This window comes from Ectopseudomonas khazarica (genome assembly GCF_017915135.1).
Taxonomy (GTDB): Bacteria; Pseudomonadota; Gammaproteobacteria; order Pseudomonadales; family Pseudomonadaceae; genus Aquipseudomonas; species Aquipseudomonas khazarica.
Genome location: NZ_CP068551.1, coordinates 4,775,018 through 4,794,447, shown reverse-complemented (window position 1 = coordinate 4,794,447; position 19,430 = coordinate 4,775,018). Strand labels below are relative to the sequence as shown.

Genomic DNA, 19,430 nt, shown 5'->3' with positions numbered 1-19,430 from the left:
CGCCCCCTTGTAGCCCGGATGCAATCCGGGTTGCAGCGGCCTGCCGCTGCAGGCGAGATCCACTCCCGTGCGTGCCGCTCAGGCCCCCATCACTTCGCGGATATCGGCGGCCAGCTGGCGCACGCGGGCTTCGTCGGTATCCCAGCTGCACATGAAGCGTGCGCCGCCGGCGCCGATGAAGGTGTAGAAGCGCCAGCCGCGGGCGGTCAGGGCTGCGATGGCGGGTTCCGACAGCTGCAGGAACACACCGTTGGCCTCCACCGGGAACATCAGGCTGACGCCCGGTACGTCGGAAACCAGCGTGGCCAGCAGTTGCGCGCAGTGGTTGGCGTGGTTGGCGTACTTCAGCCAGGCGTCGTCCTGCAGGATGCCGACCCAGGGCGCCGACAGGTAGCGCATCTTCGAGGCCAGCTGGCCAGCCTGCTTGCAGCGGTAGTCGAAGTCCTCGGCGAGGCCCTTGTCGAAGAAGATGATGGCTTCGCCCACGGCCATGCCGTTCTTGGTGCCGCCGAAGCACAGCACATCGACGCCGGCCTTCCAGGTCAGCTCCGCCGGGCTGCAGCCGAGGAAGGCGCAGGCGTTGGAGAAGCGGGCGCCGTCCATGTGCAGGTGCAGGCCGAGTTCCTCGCAGGTCTGGCTGATGGCGCGGACCTCTTCGGGGCGGTAAACGGTGCCGACCTCGGTGGCCTGGGTGAGGGTCACCACGCGCGGTTTCGGGTAGTGGATGTCCTGGCGCTTGAGTGCCACGTCGCGAATCGCCTGCGGGGTCAGCTTGCCGTTGTCGGTCCGGGCCAGCAGCAGCTTGGAGCCGTTGGAGAAGAACTCCGGCGCGCCGCATTCGTCGGTCTCGACGTGCGCGGTCTCCGAGCAGATCACGCTGTGGTAGCTCTGGCACAGCGAGGCCAGGGCCAGGGAGTTGGCCGCTGTGCCGTTGAAGGCGAAGAACACCTCGCAGTCGGTCTCGAACAGGCGGCGGAAGTGATCGGCGGCGCGCGCCGTCCACTCGTCATCGCCGTAGGCGCGCTGGTGGCCCAGGTTGGCTTCGGCCATGGCTGCCCAGGCTTCGGGACAGATGCCGGAATAGTTGTCGCTGGCGAATTGCTGGGCATTGTCGGGCATTGGCGCGTTCCTTCTGAGTCGCAGCCGGCGAGGGTGCCGGCAAAGCCACCACTTTACTCCGTGGCTGGTGGGATGGACGTCCGTGGCGGCGACGACTTGTTGTGTCGATGCGTACTGCCGGGTCGGATCCTGAATGACCGTTCGCCGCAGGGAGGGAACTCGGGTCGGCGGATGGTGTTCCCACTACAGAGGGCGGCATCTGGCCCGTCTTCCGCAATCAAGAGAAGGAGTTTCATATGACCTATCGTCACCTGCTCGCCATCGCGCTGCCACTGGTCGTGGCCGTACCCGCCTCCGCCGCCGAGTGGTCCGATAATGCCAAGACCGAGTTCGTGCAGCAGTGCATCGCGGGCGCCCCGGCAGGCTACGAGGAGCCACAGCTGAGGGCGTATTGCGACTGCGCCGCGACCAAGGTCAGTCAGGAATTCAGCGAGGCCGAGCTGCAAGCCATGAGCCGTCAGTCGCCGCCTGATCAGGCCATGCAGCAGCGTCTGGTGAATGCGTCCAGCAGCTGCAGCGGCAAGCTCAAGCCTTGAGTCGCATTGAGCAAATAGCACACGCTTGCGCCGGAGCCGCATCGGCTCTGGCCTGGCGCCGGTTTTCCACAGACAGCCCACAGCACTGCTCACAGTATTTGTGCACAAGCAGATGCTATCTCATTGATCCTGCTCGATTTTTGCTCTCGCCTCGGTAAGCCCCGCCAGCACTGGCCTGGGCCGTTAACCGAACAGTCTATGCACAGCTTCATCCACATAATCTGTGCATATCCCCAGCGTTCCTCCCCTTGTCGTCCCGGTCGCAGGTGGACAACTCCGCCCGCGCGCAGCCCTGAGTGGATATCGATCAGTTCAGCGTACGTCAGGCCCTGCGCGGCCCCTGGCCTGGTATGGACAGCTTTTCCACAGGCTGTTCCACCGCTTCTGTGTATGTCTCTGTCTGTTAACTTATTGATATTGCTCGGTAAATGACCTGATTTCGGGAGCCTGCGTGGTATCGGCCCTGCGCCCGCTTGTGCACCGCTTATCCACCGAACGATCCCCGTTTTCTGTGCGCAAGAGGCGTCGCCTGGTTGGTGCTTCCGTTTGCGACAGAGGCATGTCGCAAACGAATGCTCTCGCGGCGTTGGCAGGCATTTGAGGGGGCAGGGCCGGCCCTACCATCGCTGCAAATGGGCCTGCCGGCCCGCCCGACCAAGACCGCCGCCAGCAGGCGCGCAGGAGAATCGAGATGTTCAGCAAACAGGACCAGATCCAGGGTTACGACGACGCGTTGCTCGCCGCCATCAATCAGGAAGAGCGCCGTCAGGAAGAGCACATCGAGCTGATCGCTTCGGAGAACTACTGCAGCCAGCGTGTCATGGAGGCGCAGGGCAGCGGCCTGACCAACAAGTACGCCGAAGGCTATCCGGGCAAGCGCTACTACGGTGGCTGCGAGTACGTCGACAAGGTCGAGCAGCTCGCCATCGACCGTGCCAAGGAGCTGTTCGGCGCCGATTACGCCAACGTCCAGCCGCACTCCGGTTCCTCGGCCAACAGCGCCGTCTACCTGGCACTGCTGAATGCCGGTGACACCATCCTGGGCATGAGCCTGGCCCATGGCGGTCACCTGACCCACGGCGCCAAGGTGTCGTCCTCGGGCAAGCTGTACAACGCGGTGCAGTACGGCCTGAACCCGGCCACCGGCCTGATCGACTACGACGAGGTCGAGCGCCTGGCCGTGGAGCACAAGCCGAAGATCATCGTGGCCGGCTTCTCCGCCTACTCCAAGACCCTCGACTTCCCGCGCTTTCGCGCCATCGCCGACAAGGTCGGTGCCCTGCTGTTCGTCGACATGGCCCACGTCGCCGGCCTGGTCGCCGCCGGCCTGTACCCGAATCCGATTCCCTTCGCCGACGTGGTCACCACCACCACGCACAAGACCCTGCGCGGCCCGCGTGGCGGCCTGATCCTGGCCAAGGCCAACGAAGAGATCGAGAAGAAGCTCAACTCCGCCGTGTTCCCCGGCGCCCAGGGCGGCCCGCTGATGCACGTCATCGCGGCCAAGGCGGTGTGCTTCAAGGAGGCCATGGAGCCGAGCTTCAAGGCCTACCAGCAGCAGGTGATCGACAACGCCCAGGCCATGGCCGAAGTGTTCGTCGAGCGTGGCTACGAGGTGGTCTCCGGCGGTACCGACAACCACCTGTTCCTGCTCAGCCTGATCAAGCAGGGGTTGACCGGCAAGGAGGCCGATGCGGCCCTGGGCCGTGCCGGCATCACCGTGAACAAGAACGCCGTGCCGAACGACCCGCAGTCGCCGTTCGTCACTTCCGGCATCCGTATCGGCACGCCGGCCGTGACCACTCGTGGCTTCAAGGTCGCGCAGTGCCAGGCGCTGGCGGGCTGGATCTGCGACATCCTCGATCACCTCGGCGATGCCGACGTCGAGGCGCAGGTCGCCAAGCAGGTGGCCGCACTGTGCGCGGATTATCCGGTGTATCGGTAATTCGCAGGGTGGAAGGCGCTGTTTGCTTCCGCCCGCTATCGGTGGATCGATGAGGCGCGATCCACTTCAAGTGACCCTCTCCCCCGGCCCCTCTCCCGCAAGCGTGAGAGGGGAGTAAAAACTGGAGCATGCCCATGCAACGTTATTCCGGCTTCGGCCTGTTCAAGCACTCGTTCAGCCACCATGAGAACTGGCAGCGCATGTGGCGCAACCCGACGCCCAAGCCGGTGTACGACGTGGTCATCGTCGGCGGTGGCGGTCATGGCCTGGCCACCGCCTACTACCTGGCCAAGGAGTTCGGCGTGAAGAACGTCGCGGTGGTCGAGAAAGGCTGGCTCGGTGGCGGCAACACCGCGCGCAACACCACCATCGTGCGCTCCAACTACCTGTGGGACGAATCCGCGCATCTCTACGAGCATGCGATGAAACTGTGGGAAGGCCTGTCCCAGGACCTGAACTACAACGTCATGTTCTCCCAGCGCGGCGTCTACAACCTGTGCCATACCCTGCAGGACATGCGTGATGCCGAGCGTCGCGTCAGTGCCAACCGCCTCAACGGCGTGGATGGCGAGCTGCTCGACGCCAGGCAGGTCGAGGCGGAGATTCCCTACCTGGACTGCAGCAAGAACACCCGCTACCCGATCATGGGCTCCACCGTGCAGCGTCGCGGCGGCGTGGCCCGTCACGATGCCGTGGCCTGGGGCTATGCCCGTGCGGCCGATGCGGCCGGTGTCGACCTGATCCAGAACACCGAGGTGATCGGTTTCCGCAAGCAGAACGGCGCGGTGATCGGCGTGGAGACCAACAAGGGCTTCATCGGCGCCAAGCGCGTCGGCGTAGTCACTGCCGGTAACTCCGGGCACATGGCCGGGCTCGCCGGTTTCCGCCTGCCGCTGGAATCCCACCCGCTGCAGGCGCTGGTATCCGAGCCGATCAAGCCGATCATCGACAGCGTGATCATGTCCAACGCCGTGCACGGCTACATCAGCCAGTCGGACAAGGGCGACCTGGTCATCGGTGCCGGTATCGACGGCTACAACGGCTATGGCCAGCGTGGCTCCTACCCGACCATCGAACACACCCTGCAGGCCATCGTCGAGATGTTCCCGGTGCTTTCGCGGGTGCGCATGAACCGCCAGTGGGGCGGCATCGTGGACACCTGCCCGGACGCCTGTCCGATCATCTCCAAGACGCCGGTGGACAACCTGTTCTTCAACTGCGGCTGGGGTACCGGTGGCTTCAAGGCCACGCCGGGCTCGGGCCACGTGTTCGCCGCCAGCCTGGCCAAGGGGGAGATGCACCCGCTGGCCAAGCCGTTCTCCATCGATCGTTTCCACACCGGTGCACTGATCGACGAGCACGGCGCGGCTGCCGTGGCTCACTAAAACGCGCGTAGCGCAAAACCGATGACCCTCTCCCGCTTGCGGAAGAGGGTGGCCCGAAGGGCCGGGAGAGGGTGACGCGGCCAGCACCGCACGCCCTCTCCCCCGACCCCTCGCCCACGGGTGGGCGAGGGGAGACCAGATAAACCCCGTTGGCATCTGCGAGCGGGGAGCGTTTCAGGAGGCCACCATGCTGCACATCTTCTGCCCCTACTGTGGCGAACAGCGCTCCGAAGAGGAGTTCCATGCCAAGGGCCAGGCGCATATCGCCCGCCCGCTCGACCCCGATGCCTGCAGCGATGCCGAGTGGGGCGAGTACATGTTCTTCCGCGACAACCCGCGCGGTATCCACCATGAGCTGTGGGTACACGCGGCCGGTTGCCGCAAGTATTTCAACGTCACCCGCCACACCGTGACCTACGAGATCCTCGAGACCTACAAGGTCGGCGAGCAGCCCTCGGTCACCGCAGCCGGCGCCTCCGAGAAGAAAGCCGTGGCAGAAGGAGTAACGGCATGAGCCAGGTCAATCGTCTTGCCAAGGGTGGTCGCATCGACCGCAGCCAGCCGCTGAGCTTCAGCTTCAACGGCCAGAACTATCAGGGCTACGCGGGCGACAGCCTGGCGGCCGCACTGCTGGCCAACGGTGTCGACATAGTCGGTCGCAGCTTCAAGTATTCGCGTCCGCGGGGCATCGTCGCGGCCGGCAGCGAAGAGCCCAATGCCGTGCTGCAGATCGGTTCCCGCGAAGCCACGCAGATCCCCAACGTGCGCGCTACGCAGCAGGCCCTGTACGGCGGCCTGGTGGCCAGCAGCACCAACGGTTGGCCGAGCGTCAACACCGACCTGATGGGCATTCTCGGCAAGGTCGGCGGGGGCATGATGCCGCCCGGCTTCTACTACAAGACCTTCATGTACCCGCAGAACCTGTGGCTGACCTACGAGAAGTACATCCGCAAGGCGGCGGGCCTGGGTCGTTCGCCGACCGAGGTCGACCCGGACATCTACGACCAGCTGAACCAGCACTGCGACGTGCTGATCGTCGGCGCCGGCCCGGCCGGCCTGGCTGCCGCGCTGGCCGCCGGTCGCAGTGGTGCCCGTGTGATCCTCGCCGATGAGCAGGAAGAGTTCGGCGGCAGCCTGCTCGACACCCGCCAGACCCTCGATGGCAAGCCGGCCAGCGACTGGGTGGCCAAGGTGGTCGCCGAGCTGGAGAGCCTGCCGGAAGTGACCCTGCTGCCGCGTGCCACGGTCAACGGTTATCACGACCACAACTTCCTGACCATTCATCAGCGCCTCACCGATCACCTCGGCGAAGTCGCGCCCATGGGCCAGGCGCGCCAGCGCATGCACCGCGTGCGCGCCAAGCGCGTGGTCCTGGCCAGTGGTGCGCACGAGCGGCCGCTGGTGTACGCCAATAACGACGTGCCGGGCAACATGCTCGCCGGCGCGGTGTCGACCTACGTGCGCCGCTACGGCGTGGCGCCGGGCAAGGCCCTGGTGCTGTCGACCAACAACGATTACGCCTACCGCGTGGTGCTCGACTGGCTCGACGCCGGTCGCCAGGTGGTGGCCGTGGCCGACGCGCGCAGCAATCCGCGTGGTACCTGGGTCGAAGAGGCGCGCTCACGTGGCGTGCGCATCCTGACCGGCAGTGCGGTGATCGAGGCGCGCGGCAGCAAGCGTGTCACCGGCGCCCGTATCTGCGCCATCGACGTCAAGAGCCACAAGATCACCAGCCCCGGCGAAGTCGTGGACTGCGACCTTATCGTCAGTTCCGGCGGCTACAGCCCGGTGGTGCACCTGGCTTCCCACCTGGGCGGTCGTCCCGAGTGGCGCGAGGACATCCTCGGCTTCGTCCCCGGTGCGGGCAATGGCATCCAGCAGCGCATCGATGCCGGTGCGGTGAACGGCGTGTTCGGTCTCGGCGACGTGCTGGCCAACGGCTTCGAGGCCGGTGCCAAGGCCGCCGCGGATACCGGTTACAAGGCCGTCAGCGACAGCCTGCCGAAGGCCAGCATCCTCAACGAAGACCCGATGCTGGCGCTGTTCCAGGTCCCGCACGAGAAGAACACCGCGCGTGCGCCGAAGCAGTTCGTCGACCTGCAGAACGACGTCACCGCCGCCGGCATCGAGCTGGCCACCCGTGAAGGCTTCGAGTCGGTCGAGCACGTCAAGCGCTATACCGCGCTGGGCTTCGGTACCGACCAGGGCAAGCTGGGCAACATCAACGGTCTGGCCATCGCGGCCCGTTCCATGGGCATCAGCATCCCGCAGATGGGCACCACCATGTTCCGCCCGAACTACACCCCGGTGACCTTCGGCGCCGTGGCCGGCCGTCACTGTGGTGCGCTGTTCGATGCCAAGCGCTACACCGCGATGCAGGCCTGGCATGTCAGCCACGGCGCCGAGTTCGAGGACGTCGGCCAGTGGAAGCGTCCCTGGTACTTCCCGAAGACCGGTGAGGACCTGCACGCCGCCGTGGCCCGCGAGTGCCTGGCGGTGCGCAACAGCGTGGGCATTCTCGATGCCTCCACCCTGGGCAAGATCGACATCCAGGGCCCGGATGCGCGCGAGTTCCTCAACCGCGTCTACACCAATGCCTGGACCAAGCTGGACGTGGGCAAGGCCCGCTACGGCCTGATGTGCAAGGAAGACGGCATGGTCTTCGACGACGGCGTGACCGCCTGTCTGGCCGACAACCATTTCGTCATGACCACCACCACCGGCGGCGCGGCGCGCGTGCTCGAGTGGCTGGAGATCTACCACCAGACCGAGTGGCCGGAACTGAAGGTGTTCTTCACCTCGGTCACCGACCACTGGGCCACCATGACCCTGTCCGGCCCGAACAGCCGCAAGCTGCTGGCCAAGGTCACCGACATCGACCTGGACAAGGACGCCTTCCCGTTCATGAGCTGGAAGGAAGGCCTGGTCGGCGGCGTGCCGGCGCGGGTGTTCCGCATCTCCTTCACCGGCGAGCTGAGCTACGAGGTGAACGTGCAGGCCGACTACGCCCTGGGCGTGTGGGAGCAGATCATCGAGGCGGGCAAGGAGTTCGACCTGACCCCCTACGGCACCGAGACCATGCACGTGCTGCGCGCCGAGAAGGGTTTCATCATCGTTGGCCAGGATACCGATGCCTCGGTGACGCCGGACGACCTCAACATGGGCTGGTGCGTCGGCCGCACCAAGCCGTTCTCCTGGATCGGCAAGCGTGGCATGAACCGCGACGACTGCCTGCGCGAAGACCGCAAGCAACTGGTCGGGCTGAAACCGGTCGATCCGAACAAGGTGCTGCCGGAAGGTGCGCAACTGGTGTTCGACCCGAAACAGTCCATCCCGATGCAGATGGTCGGCCACGTCACCTCCAGCTACATGAGCGCGGCCATGGGTCACAGCTTCGCCATGGCCGTCGTCAAGGGCGGGCTCAAGCGCATGGGTGAGCGGGTGTTCGCCCCGCTGGTCGATGGCAGCGTGATCGAAGCCGAAATCTGCAGCTCCGTGTTCTATGACCCGAAAGGGGATCGCCAGAATGTCTAACGTCAACCTGTTCCAACAACGTCCCGCCGACATCGCCGGGCAATCCCCGCTGCATCACGCCGGCCTGCACGAGCTGGCCGGCAAGGGCAGCAAGAGCGCCGGCGTGAGCCTGCGCGAGAAGAAGCTGCGCGGCCATCTGGTGATCCGTGGCGACGCCAGGGACGCAGCGTTCTCCGGTGGCATCCACAAGGCCGTCGGCCTGGAGCTGCCGGTGGCGCTGACCCTGGTGGCCGATGGCGACACCTCGCTGCAGTGGCTCGGCCCTGACGAATGGTTGCTGATCGTGCCCGGCGGCACCGAGTTCGACGTCGAGCGCAAGCTGCGCGAGGCGCTGGACGGCCAGCTGTTCTCGGTGGTCAACGTCAGCGGCGGGCAGACCCTGCTGCAGCTCTCCGGGCCCAAGGTGCGCGAGATGCTGATGAAGTCCACGTCCTACGACGTGCACCCGAGCAACTTCCCGGTCGGCAAGGCGGTGGGCACCGTGTTCGCCAAGTCGCAGCTGGTGATTCGCCATGTCGGCGAGGACACCTGGGAGCTGGTGATCCGGCGCAGCTTCGCCGACTACTTCTGGCTGTGGCTGCAGGATGCCTGCGCCGAGTACGGGTTGGCGGTCGAGGCTTGATATCCAACGGCTCCCTCTGGGGAGGCGGGAAGGGCAGACCGCGTTGACTCGGATAGCCCTCTCCCCGACCCCTCTCTCATGAACGGGAGAGGGGTGAACAGCAACGGAGTTTGTCTCGGAGATTGTTATGGGCCGCACCCCCGATACCTGGATTCTCACCGCTCACTGCCCGAGCGTGCTCGGCACCGTGGACGCGGTGACGCGCTTTCTCTTCGAGCAGCACTGCTACGTCACCGAGCACCACAGCTTCGATGATCGGCTGTCGTCGCGCTTCTTCATCCGCGTGGAGTTTCGTCAGCCGGATGGCTTCGACGAGCAGGCCTTCCGCGACGGCCTGGCCGAGCGCCTGGCGCCGTTCCAGATGCAGGTCGAGCTGACCCCGCCGGGCTATCGCGCCAAGGTCGTGCTGATGGTCTCCAAGGCTGACCACTGCCTCAATGACCTGCTCTATCGCCAGCGCATCGGCCAACTGGCCATGGACGTGGTGGCGGTGGTCTCCAACCACCCGGACCTCGAGCCGCTGGCGCGCTGGCATGGCATTCCCTATCACCATTTCCCGCTCGATCCGGCCGACAAGCCGGCGCAGGAGCGCAAGGTGCTCAAGGTGATCGAGGATACCGGTGCCGAACTGGTGGTGCTCGCCCGCTACATGCAGGTGCTGTCGCCCGAGCTGTGCAAGAAGCTCGATGGCTGGGCGATCAATATCCATCACTCGCTGCTGCCCGGCTTCAAGGGCGCCAAGCCCTATCACCAGGCCTACCAGAAGGGGGTCAAGCTGGTCGGTGCCACGGCGCACTACATCAACAACGACCTCGATGAGGGGCCGATCATCGCTCAGGGCGTGGAGGCGGTGGATCACGCCCATTACCCCGAGGACCTGATCGCCAAGGGCCGTGACATCGAGTGCCTGACCCTGGCGCGTGCGGTCGGTCATCACATCGACCGCCGCGTGTTCCTCAACGCCAACCGCACGGTGGTGCTCAACGCCTGAGGACGGATCACCGGTAGCCCGGATGCAATCCGGGGAAATTCTCGCTCACCGCCCTGCCAGGTTTTACCGGCGGTGATCGGCAACAGACGAAAGAAGCTCCAGTGCAAGGCCGCGTGGCCCTTCGGTCGCGCCTTGTATCCACAAAAAGAAAGGAGAGTTACGCATGTCTGGTAATCGTGGTGTGGTTTATCTCGGTGCGGGCAAGGTCGAAGTGCAGAAGATCGACTACCCGAAGATGCAGGACCCGCGCGGCAAGAAGATCGAGCACGGCGTCATCCTGAAAGTCGTTTCCACCAACATCTGCGGCTCCGACCAGCACATGGTGCGCGGCCGTACCACCGCTCAGGTCGGCCTGGTGCTGGGCCACGAGATCACCGGCGAGGTGATCGAGAAGGGCCGCGACGTCGAGCGCCTGCAGATCGGTGATCTGGTTTCCGTTCCGTTCAACGTCGCCTGCGGCCGTTGCCGCTCCTGCAAGGAGCAGCACACCGGCGTCTGCCTGACCGTCAACCCGGCGCGTGCCGGTGGCGCCTACGGTTACGTCGACATGGGCGACTGGACCGGTGGCCAGGCCGAATACGTGCTGGTGCCCTACGCCGACTTCAACCTGCTCAAGCTGCCGGACCGCGACAAGGCCATGGAGAAGATCCGCGATCTGACCTGCCTGTCCGACATCCTGCCGACCGGCTACCACGGTGCCGTGACCGCCGGTGTCGGTCCGGGCAGCACCGTCTACGTCGCTGGCGCCGGCCCCGTCGGCCTGGCCGCGGCCGCCTCGGCGCGCCTGCTGGGTGCCGCCGTGGTCATCGTCGGCGACCTCAACCCGGCGCGTCTGGCGCATGCCAAGGCCCAGGGCTTCGAGATCGCCGACCTGTCCAAGGACACCCCGCTGCACGAGCAGATCGCCGACCTGCTGGGCGAGCCGGAAGTCGATTGCGCCATCGATTGCGTGGGCTTCGAGGCCCGTGGTCATGGCCACGAGGGGGCCAAGCACGAGGCACCGGCCACCGTGCTCAACTCGCTGATGCAGGTGACCCGCGTCGCCGGCAAGATCGGCATCCCCGGCCTGTACGTGACCGAAGATCCGGGCGCGGTCGATGCCGCCGCCAAGATCGGCAGCCTGAGCATTCGCTTCGGCCTCGGCTGGGCCAAGTCGCACAGCTTCCACACCGGCCAGACCCCGGTGATGAAATACAACCGTGCGCTGATGCAGGCCATCATGTGGGACCGCATCAACATCGCCGAAGTGGTGGGCGTGCAGGTGATCAACCTGGACGACGCGCCGCGTGGCTATGGCGAGTTCGATGCCGGGGTGCCGAAGAAATTCGTCATCGACCCGCACAAGACCTTCAGCGCAGCCTGAGTTTCACGGCCCTGGGCGCATTGGTCCGCGCCTTTTTCGGGAGCCTGCGGGCTCCCTTTTTTCCTTTGCAAGGTTCATGAGGCGTTGCGCGGCTGAAGTTGCACCTACAGGCCGTACTTCTTCACCTTGTCGAACAGCGTGGTCTTGGCCATGCCCAGCGTCTGCGCGGCCTGGCTGAGGTTGCCGGCGTGGCGTTCCAGTGCAGCGCTGAGCAGGCTGCGTTCGAAGGCTTCCACGGCCTCGTTGAAGCCCAGCGTGTTGTTGTCGGCCTGGCCGCTTTTCTTGAACACCGGCAGGCCGAGGGCGAAGCGCTCGGCGACGTTACGCAGTTCGCGCACGTTGCCTGGCCAGTCGTGGGCGCTGAGCGCGGCCAGGGTCTGGCGGTCCAGCTCCGGCACGGCGCGGTCGAAACGCAGCGCCGCCAACTGCAGGAAGTGCTCGAACAGCAGGGCGATGTCCTCGCGGCGCTCGCGCAGCGGCGGCAGTTCCAGGGTCACCACGTTCAGCCGGTAGTACAGGTCGCTGCGGAACTCGCCACGTTTGCCCAGTTCATCGAGGTCGGACTTGGTCGCGGCGATCACCCGGCAGTCGACGGCGACCGACTGGTTCGAGCCGAGGCGTTCCAGGCTGTGCTCCTGCAGGACGCGCAGCAGCTTGATCTGCAGGTTGAGCGGCATGCTCTCGATTTCGTCGAGGAACAGGCTGCCGCCGTCGGCGTGTTCGATCTTGCCGATGCGGCGTTTGCCGGCGCCGGTGAAGGCATGCGCCTCGTGGCCGAATATCTCGCTCTCGAACAGGCTTTCCGGCAGGCCGCCGCAATTGAGCGCGACGAACTGCTTGCTCTGCCGCCGGCTGAAGTCGTGGAGGCAGCGGGCGACCAGTTCCTTGCCGGTGCCGGTTTCGCCCTCGATCAGCACGTTGGCGTTGGTGTCGGCGACGTTGGCGATCAGCTCGCGCAACTGCTGCATGGCCGGCGAGCGGCCGATGATGCGCTGCTCCAGTGCCTGGCGCCCGGCCAGCTGGCGGCGCAGGGCGCTGACCTCGCGGGCCAGGGCGCGTTGCTCCAGGGCGCGGCGGGCGACGTCGACCAGGCGTTCCGGCGAGAATGGCTTCTCCATGAAGTCATAGGCGCCGTCGCGCATCGCCCCCACGGCCATGCCGATGTCGCCATGGCCGGTGATCAGTACCACCGGCAGGCTGGCATCGCGTTGCTTGAGGCGCGTCAGCAGCTCCAGGCCGTCGATGCCGGGCAGGCGGATATCGCTGACGACGATGCCGGCGAAGTCGCTGTCGACCTGGGCCAGGGCTTCCTCGGCGCTGCTCACGCCGATGCTGGGAATGTCTTCCAGGGCCAGGGCCTGCTGGCAGCCGAGCAGCACATGGGGGTCGTCTTCGACGATCAGGACGGTGAGGCGGTCGCTCATGCTTGTGGCTCTCGCGGATAGGGCAGGCTGAGGACGAAGGCGGTGCCGCCTTCCTCCGGGTGGCGCACGGTGAGGCTGCCACCGGCGGCGGCGGCGAGGCTGGCCGAGAGGGTCAGGCCGAGCCCCAGGCCCTGTTCGCCCGGCTTGGTGGTGAAGAAGGGTTCGAACAGATGGGCGCGGGTTTCCGGCGCGATGCCGGGACCGTTGTCGCGGATTTCCAGCAGGTAGTGCTCGGCTTCGGCGTTGCCGCTCAGCCAGATATGCCGGTCGCCTTGCGCTTGCAGCGCGTCGACGGCGTTGCTGATCAGGTTGACCAGGATCTGTTCCAGGCGAATCTGCTCGATGGCCAGGCGCGCCTCGACGAACTCCTGGTGAATCTTCACCCGGGTGCGCTGCAGGCGCGGATGCAGCAGCAACAGCGCGGCGTCCACCGCCTGCTGCAGCGAGGCCTCGCCCTGGTCGCCGGCGCGGCGGGCGAAGGCGCGCAGGCTGGCGGTGATCTTGCCCATGCGGTCGACCAGCTCGGCGATGTTCTGCAGGTTGCTGCTGGCGACATCCAGCGCGCCGCGCTGAAGAAAGCGCACGGTGTTGGCCGACAGCGTGCGCAGGGCCGCCAGTGGCTGGTTGAGCTCATGGGCGATGCTGGTGGACATCTGCCCGATCACGGCCAGCTTGCCGGCCTGGACCAGCTCGTCCTGGGCCTGGCGCAGGGTGGTTTCGGCCTGCTCGCGCTCGCTCACTTCCGCCAGCAGGCGCGCGTTGCTGGCCTGCAGGTCGGCGGTGCGCTCGGTGATCTTGCGTTCCAGTTCGTCGTTGGCCGCCTGCAGCGCTTCGCGTGCGGCCAGGCGGGTGGCGATGACCTTGCGCCGTTCGTTCCAGGCGATCAGCAGGAAGGCCAGCAACGCGCAGGCCACCGCCGCCAGCAGGGCATTGAGCAGGGCGGCGCTGCGCTGCTCCTGCAGCGGGCTGAGCAGCGTCAGGTGCCAGGGCGTGTCGACCAGCGGGCGAGTCTGCAGCAGGTAGCGGGTGATGCTGCCGTCGTGGTCGAGGCTGATCTGTTCCAGGCCGTCGCCGAGCGCTTCACGCCCGGCGAACTGCAGCTCCTCCAGCGCCGCCCAGTGATACTGCAGGCTGCGCGCCAGGCGTTCGCGGCTTGCGTCGTCCAGCGCCTGCACGGCCTTGAGCCGGCGCTCCGGCTTGCTGGAGAGGATGATGATGCCGTTCTCGTCGCTGACGTAGGCTTCCAGGTGGGCGCGCTGCCAGCGCTCTTCGAGGGTGTCCAGGCGCACCTTGACCACCGCCACGCCGATCACCTTGCCGTCTTCGCGCAACCCGTGAGACAGGTAGTAGCCCGCCTCGCCGGTGGTGCTGCCGATGCCGTAGAAACGGCCGGCCTTGCCCTGCACGGCATCCTGGTAGTAGGCACGGAACGACAGGTCCTCGCCGAGGTAGCTGTCGGCGCGGTCCCAGTTGCTGGTGGCGATGACCCGCCCGTCCAGGTCGAGCACGTAGATGGCCAGGCTGCCGCTGCGCTGATTCAGCCCGGCCAGGTACTGGTTGACGTGATGCCTGCGGTACGCCGTGGGGAACTGCAGCAGGCGCGAGACGTTGCCTTCCAGCTCCAGCAGGCTGGGCAGGTAGGTGTACTTGGTGATCTCGCTTTCCACCGCGCGGGCATTCAGTTCGAGCTGGCGCTCGCCGCTTTCGGCCAGCGTCTGGATACCGCTGCGGTCACTCAGCAGGTAGGCCGCATAGCCACTGCCAAGCACCAGCAGGAGGAGCAGGCAGGCCAGCGAGAGGTGGCGAAGCAGGCGCGTTTTCACGATCAGGTCGGCGTGAGTACTGGCGGGCAGGCATTGCATCATAGTCATCCCTGTCTGGCCAGATGAGCACCGCGCCGGGTGCGGCGTGCGCACCCGGCGGCGTCCGTGGGCGCTCAGTGCTGGAGGATCTTCGCCAGGAACTGCTGCGCGCGTTCGGAGCGGGCATTGATGTCGCCGAAGAACTCTTCCTTGGCGCAGTCCTCGACGATCTGCCCGCGGTCCATGAAGATCACCCGGTCGGCGACCTTGCGTGCGAAGCCCATCTCGTGGGTCACGCACATCATGGTCATGCCTTCCTGGGCCAGCTGCACCATCACGTCGAGCACCTCGTTGACCATCTCCGGGTCGAGCGCCGAGGTGGGTTCGTCGAACAGCATCACCACCGGGTCCATGGCCAGCGCACGGGCGATCGCCACACGCTGCTGCTGGCCGCCGGAGAGCTGGCCCGGGTGCTTGTGCGCGTGGGCGGCGAGGCCGACGCGGTCGAGCAGGGCCAGGCCCTTCTCGGTGGCCTCGTCCTTGCTGCGGCCGAGCACCTTGACCTGGGCGATGGTGAGGTTCTCGGTGATCGACAGGTGCGGGAACAGCTCGAAGTGCTGGAACACCATGCCGACGCGCGAGCGCAGCCTTGGCAGGTTGGTCTTCTTGTCGGCGATGGAGGTGCCGTCGACCACGATGTCACCCTGCTGGAAGGGCTCCAGCGCGTTGACGCACTTGATCAGGGTCGACTTGCCCGAACCCGACGGGCCACAGACCACGACCACTTCGCCCTTCTTCACTTCTGTGCTGCACTCGGTCAGCACCTGGAAGTCCCCGTACCACTTGTTGACGTTCTTGATGGCAATCATACGGCTAACCTTTTCTGCAGAAGCTTGACCAGTTGCGAGGCGGCGAAGCTGACGGTGAAGTAGACCAGGCCGGCGAAAATCAGAAACTCGTGGGGCTGGCCGATGATGTCGCCACGCGAGCGGGCGGCGTTGAGGAAGTCCATCAGGCCCACGGTGTACACCAGCGAGGTGTCCTGGAAGAGGATGATGCTCTGCTGCAGCAGCAGCGGGGTCATCTTGCGGAAGGCCTGCGGCAGGATGATCAGGCGCATGCTCTGCGCGTAGCTCATGCCCAGCGCCGAGGCGGCGCCCATCTGGCCCTTGGGGATGGCCTGGATGCCGGCGCGGACGATCTCGCAGAAGTAGGCGGCCTCGAACATCACGAAGGCCACCAGGCAGGAGCTGAACGCCCCGACCGGCGTGTCCTCGCCGGTGATCCAGCGCAGGATGAAGGGCACCGCGAAGTAGAACCAGGTGACCACCAGCAGCAGCGGGATCGAGCGGAAGTAGTTGACGTAGGTGGCGGCGATGTTCGCCAGCAGCCGGCTGTGCGACAGGCGCATCAGGGCCAGCAGGGTGCCCAGCACCACGCCGCCGAGCACGCCGAGGACCATCAGCTGCAGGGTGATCAGCATGCCTTCCCACAGCCCCGGCAGCGCCGGAACGATCTGGCTGAAGTCCATCACTTGCCTCCTACGGAAATCAGGCCCGGCACCGCGACCTTCTTCTCGATCAGGCGCATCAGCAGCATCAGGCTCATGTTCAGGGTGAAGTAGATCAGCGTGGCCAGGGTGAAGGCCTCGAACAGGTTGGCGCTGAACTCGGCGGTCTGCTTGGTCTGCGCCAGCAGTTCCATCAGGCCGATCAGCGAGGCCACCGAGGAGTTCTTGAAGATGTTGAGGAATTCACTGGTCAGCGGCGGGATGATGATGCGAAACGCCTGTGGCAGCAGCACGTCCCGGTAGATCTGCGGCAGGCGGAAACCCAGCGCGTAGCCGGCGGCCAGCTGGCCCCTGGGCAATGCCTGGATACCGGTGCGCACCTGTTCGCAGACCCGCGCCGCGGTGAACAGGCCGAGGCACACGACGACCGAGAGATAGGCCGAGGTGGCCGGGTTGAGGTCCTGCTTGAACCACAGCTCCAGGGGTTCCGGCAGCAGGTCCGGCACCAGGAAGTACCAGAGGAACAGCTGCACCAGCAGCGGCACGTTGCGGAAGATTTCCACGTAGGCGGTGGCCAGGCCGGACAGCCAGCGGTTCGGCAGGGTACGCATGACGCCGAGCAGCGCGCCGAGCGCCAGGGCGATCAGCCAGCCTGCCAGGGCGATGGCGATGGTCCAGCCCAGGCCGGTGACGAACCAGTCCAGGTAGGTCTCGCTGCCGATGCCGGTGGACTTGAAGTAGATGCCCCAGTCCCAGTTGTAATTCATTGCAACTTTCCCCTCTGCTGAGGAAACGATCTGCTGCGCGTCGGCTCTGCTGTGTCGAAGGCAGATGCTCGCTGGCGAGATCGTGAATACGTTGGCGAAGCGCGAAAGCGGGCGACAGTTCCCCGTATCCGCGTGGGCGGATGGTCTCGGCTTCGTCAGGAATTAGGTTGGGGAGGCCGCAGGCCTCCCCGGAGTCCCCGCGCCGTCACGCCTCGTGAGCGTGGCGGCGCATCACCGTCAAATCTGTTCTGCGGATTTGTCGGTCGGGTTGGCGATCAGCTGCTTCAGCTCGTCGCTCATGGGGAAATTCAGGTTCAGGCCCTTCGGTGGGACGGGCTGCTGGAACCACTTGGCGTAGATCTCGTTGATCTCGCCGGAAGCGAAGGTGTCGCTGATGGCCTTGTCGACCACCTTCTTGAAGGCCTCGTCGCCCTTGCGCAGCATGCAGCCGTAGACCTCGAAGGACTGCGGCGTGCCGACCACGCTCCAGTCGTCAGGCTTCTTGGCCTTGGCCATCTCGCCGGCGAGCAGGGCGTCGTCCATCATGAAGGCCACGGCGCGGTTGGACTCGAGCATCAGGAAGGACTCCCCGTGGTCCTTGGCCGAGATCACGTTCATGCCCATCTGCTTCTCGGCATTCATCGACTTGATCAGGCGCTCGGAGGTGGTACCGGCGGTGGTCACCACGTTCTTGCCCTTGAGGTCGCCGAAATCCTTGATGCCGCTGCTGTTCCTGGCCAGCAGGCGGGTGCCGACCTCGAAGATGCCGACCGAGAAGTCGACCTGCTGCTGGCGCTCGACGTTGTTGGTGGTGGAGCCGCATTCCAGGTCGACGGTGCCGTTCTGCACCAGGGGAATACGGGTCTGCGAAGTCACCAGGTTGTAGCGTACCTTGAGGTCAGGCAGGCCCAGTTCCTGTTTCAGCGCCTCGACCACTTTCAGTTGCAGATCGTGGGAGTAGCCGATGGGTTTGCGCGAGTTGTCGCCGAAGTAGGAGAAGGGGATGGAGGAGTCGCGGTGGCCCAGGGTGATGGTGCCGGTGTCCTTGATCTTCTTCAGGGTGCCGGTCAGCTCCTCTGCGATGGCCGGAGTGGAGAGAATGGCTGCAGCGACGGCCACGCTCAGTACACGGTGGAAGGTACGCATGAATCGAGTCCTCGGTATTGTTGTTGTGATGGCGTGCTCACGCCACTTTGCTCACGGAAGGTCTATCGCATTCCTGAGGGGGACTTGAGCAGGTTGCATGCCAGCGCTTTCGAGGACCTTGTATTTATTTCAAGTGATTGATTTTAAAGAAATTAAATTTATTGCCCGAGCGGGGCGAGATGCCTGTTCGTTCGACCTTCCGACCATCGCGCTGCGCGGCATTCGGAAAACCGAACGACAAGCCGGTCATGGCTGGGCGTCGTGGCGCAGGTCGGCGATGCGCGCGTCCTTGGCCTGCCACAGTGCGGACACCCAGTCCTGCATCTGCTGGCGGAAGGCGGGGTCGTTCTCGTAGTCGCCGCGGCACAGCGTGGGGTCGAGAGGCAGCGTGCGGATGTCGACGATGACCTTCGCGACCTGGCCGCTGAGCAGGTCCCAGAAGCCTGGCACCTGCTGGTCGGGGTAGACCAGGGTCACGTCCAGCACGGCGTCCAGCTGCTCGCCCAGAGCGGCGAGGACGAAGGCCACGCCACCCGCCTTGGGCTTGAGCAGATAGCGGTACGGCGACTGCTGCTGCGCCTGCTTGGCCGGGGTGAAACGGGTGCCTTCCAGGTAGTTGACCACGGTGACGGGCAGGCGCTTGAACTTCTCGCAGGCCGCCTTGGTGATCTCCAGGTCCTTGCCCTTCATGTGCGGGTTCTTCTCCAGGAACGCCCTGGAATAGCGCTTCATGAAGGGGTAATCCAGCGCCCAGAAGGCCAGGCCAAGGAACGGCACCCAGATCAGCTCCTGCTTGAGGAAGAACTTGAAGTAGGGCGTCTTGCGGTTGAACGCCTGGACCAGCGCGGGGATGTCGACCCAGGACTGATGGTTGCTGATCACCAGGTAGGAGCAGTCCTGGCGCAACTCGGCATTGCCGCGAATGTCCCAGCGGGTCGGGGTCAGCAGGGCGAAGATGCGCTTGCAGTTCTCGGCCCAGAACTCGGCGACCCACATCACGCCGCGCGAGCAGGCGTCGCGCGCGACCTGGCCGGGCAGCAGGAATTTGCCCAGCGCAATCAGCAGCAACGGACCGATCAGGATCAGGGTGTTGGCGAGTAGCAGAACGACGTTCGCAAGGCCGGTCAGCAGGGGGCGCATGTCGACTCCATGGCAGGCGGTGAACGGCCATCTTATGCAAGCGCGACGCTTTGCTCAAAGCGCTGCTGACTGGCCTATTGCCAGTTGAGAGGCTATATACCCATGAGCCTCATCGGAAGTAGCCTAGTCAGGGAAGGCATTCTCAT

General features: G+C 65.4%; 16 protein-coding genes. 8 read left to right on the top strand and 8 right to left on the bottom strand.

The annotated features are described in order from the left end of the window. Window positions 1-78 precede the first annotated feature (78 nt). Complete coding sequence (locus tag JLK41_RS22585) at window positions 79-1,119, bottom strand: threonine aldolase family protein (RefSeq protein ID WP_150606857.1); 1,041 nt, start codon at window positions 1,117-1,119, stop codon at window positions 79-81. A 236-nt stretch (window positions 1,120-1,355) separates the two neighbouring features. On the opposite strand from JLK41_RS22585, the gene JLK41_RS22580 reads away from it, so the two are divergent. The 8 genes from JLK41_RS22580 to fdhA all read left to right on the top strand — a co-directional run bounded on the left by JLK41_RS22580 (window position 1,356) and on the right by fdhA (window position 11,495). After that, window positions 1,356-1,655, top strand: a complete 300-nt coding sequence (locus tag JLK41_RS22580) for a hypothetical protein (protein WP_037056501.1) — start codon at window positions 1,356-1,358, stop codon at window positions 1,653-1,655. A gap of 691 nt (window positions 1,656-2,346) precedes the next feature. Then, a complete protein-coding gene (gene glyA, locus JLK41_RS22575; protein ID WP_134676433.1) occupies window positions 2,347-3,600 on the top strand; it encodes a serine hydroxymethyltransferase in 1,254 nt (417 codons plus the stop codon). A gap of 134 nt (window positions 3,601-3,734) precedes the next feature. Then, window positions 3,735-4,985, top strand: a complete 1,251-nt coding sequence (locus tag JLK41_RS22570) for a sarcosine oxidase subunit beta family protein (protein ID WP_037056274.1) — start codon at window positions 3,735-3,737, stop codon at window positions 4,983-4,985. A gap of 187 nt (window positions 4,986-5,172) precedes the next feature. Next, window positions 5,173-5,499 (top strand): sarcosine oxidase subunit delta, encoded by a 327-nt coding sequence (locus JLK41_RS22565; protein WP_037056275.1) that lies wholly within the window; start codon window positions 5,173-5,175, stop codon window positions 5,497-5,499. Further along, window positions 5,496-8,519 (top strand): sarcosine oxidase subunit alpha, encoded by a 3,024-nt coding sequence (locus JLK41_RS22560; protein ID WP_210389878.1) that lies wholly within the window; start codon window positions 5,496-5,498, stop codon window positions 8,517-8,519. Before JLK41_RS22565 ends, JLK41_RS22560 begins: the two co-directional genes overlap by 4 nt. Continuing rightward, window positions 8,512-9,141: a sarcosine oxidase subunit gamma gene (locus tag JLK41_RS22555; protein ID WP_210389877.1), complete on the top strand. Its 630-nt coding sequence runs from the start codon at window positions 8,512-8,514 to the stop codon at window positions 9,139-9,141. Before JLK41_RS22560 ends, JLK41_RS22555 begins: the two co-directional genes overlap by 8 nt. Before the next feature lie 127 nt (window positions 9,142-9,268). Continuing rightward, entirely contained in the window at window positions 9,269-10,132 is an 864-nt protein-coding gene (gene purU, locus JLK41_RS22550; protein ID WP_047592001.1) for a formyltetrahydrofolate deformylase, read from the top strand. Window positions 10,133-10,295: 163 nt separating this feature from the next. Beyond that, a complete protein-coding gene (gene fdhA, locus JLK41_RS22545) occupies window positions 10,296-11,495 on the top strand; it encodes a formaldehyde dehydrogenase, glutathione-independent (protein ID WP_037056281.1) in 1,200 nt (399 codons plus the stop codon). A gap of 104 nt (window positions 11,496-11,599) precedes the next feature. Here the strand turns inward: fdhA and aauR are convergent, their stop codons facing one another. The 7 genes from aauR to JLK41_RS22510 all read right to left on the bottom strand — a co-directional run bounded on the left by aauR (window position 11,600) and on the right by JLK41_RS22510 (window position 19,284). Then, a complete protein-coding gene (aauR, locus tag JLK41_RS22540) occupies window positions 11,600-12,919 on the bottom strand; it encodes a two-component response regulator AauR (protein WP_037056283.1) in 1,320 nt (439 codons plus the stop codon). Continuing rightward, the gene (locus JLK41_RS22535; protein WP_333985021.1) at window positions 12,916-14,781 is read right to left on the bottom strand and encodes a sensor histidine kinase; all 1,866 of its coding nucleotides are present in this window, start codon (window positions 14,779-14,781) and stop codon (window positions 12,916-12,918) included. The genes aauR and JLK41_RS22535 overlap by 4 nt, the downstream gene beginning before the upstream one ends. Window positions 14,782-14,855: 74 nt before the next feature. After that, complete coding sequence (locus JLK41_RS22530) at window positions 14,856-15,590, bottom strand: amino acid ABC transporter ATP-binding protein (protein WP_037056288.1); 735 nt, start codon at window positions 15,588-15,590, stop codon at window positions 14,856-14,858. Beyond that, complete coding sequence (locus tag JLK41_RS22525; RefSeq protein WP_175252709.1) at window positions 15,587-16,255, bottom strand: amino acid ABC transporter permease; 669 nt, start codon at window positions 16,253-16,255, stop codon at window positions 15,587-15,589. Before JLK41_RS22525 ends, JLK41_RS22530 begins: the two co-directional genes overlap by 4 nt. Beyond that, window positions 16,252-16,998, bottom strand: coding sequence for an amino acid ABC transporter permease (locus JLK41_RS22520; protein WP_037056294.1), 747 nt, complete (start codon window positions 16,996-16,998; stop codon window positions 16,252-16,254). The genes JLK41_RS22525 and JLK41_RS22520 overlap by 4 nt, the downstream gene beginning before the upstream one ends. A 237-nt stretch (window positions 16,999-17,235) precedes the next feature. After that, window positions 17,236-18,144 (bottom strand): glutamate/aspartate ABC transporter substrate-binding protein, encoded by a 909-nt coding sequence (locus JLK41_RS22515; RefSeq protein WP_152489794.1) that lies wholly within the window; start codon window positions 18,142-18,144, stop codon window positions 17,236-17,238. Window positions 18,145-18,390: 246 nt separating this feature from the next. Beyond that, window positions 18,391-19,284 (bottom strand): acyltransferase, encoded by an 894-nt coding sequence (locus JLK41_RS22510; RefSeq protein ID WP_047591848.1) that lies wholly within the window; start codon window positions 19,282-19,284, stop codon window positions 18,391-18,393. Between the last annotated feature and the right edge of the window lie 146 nt (window positions 19,285-19,430).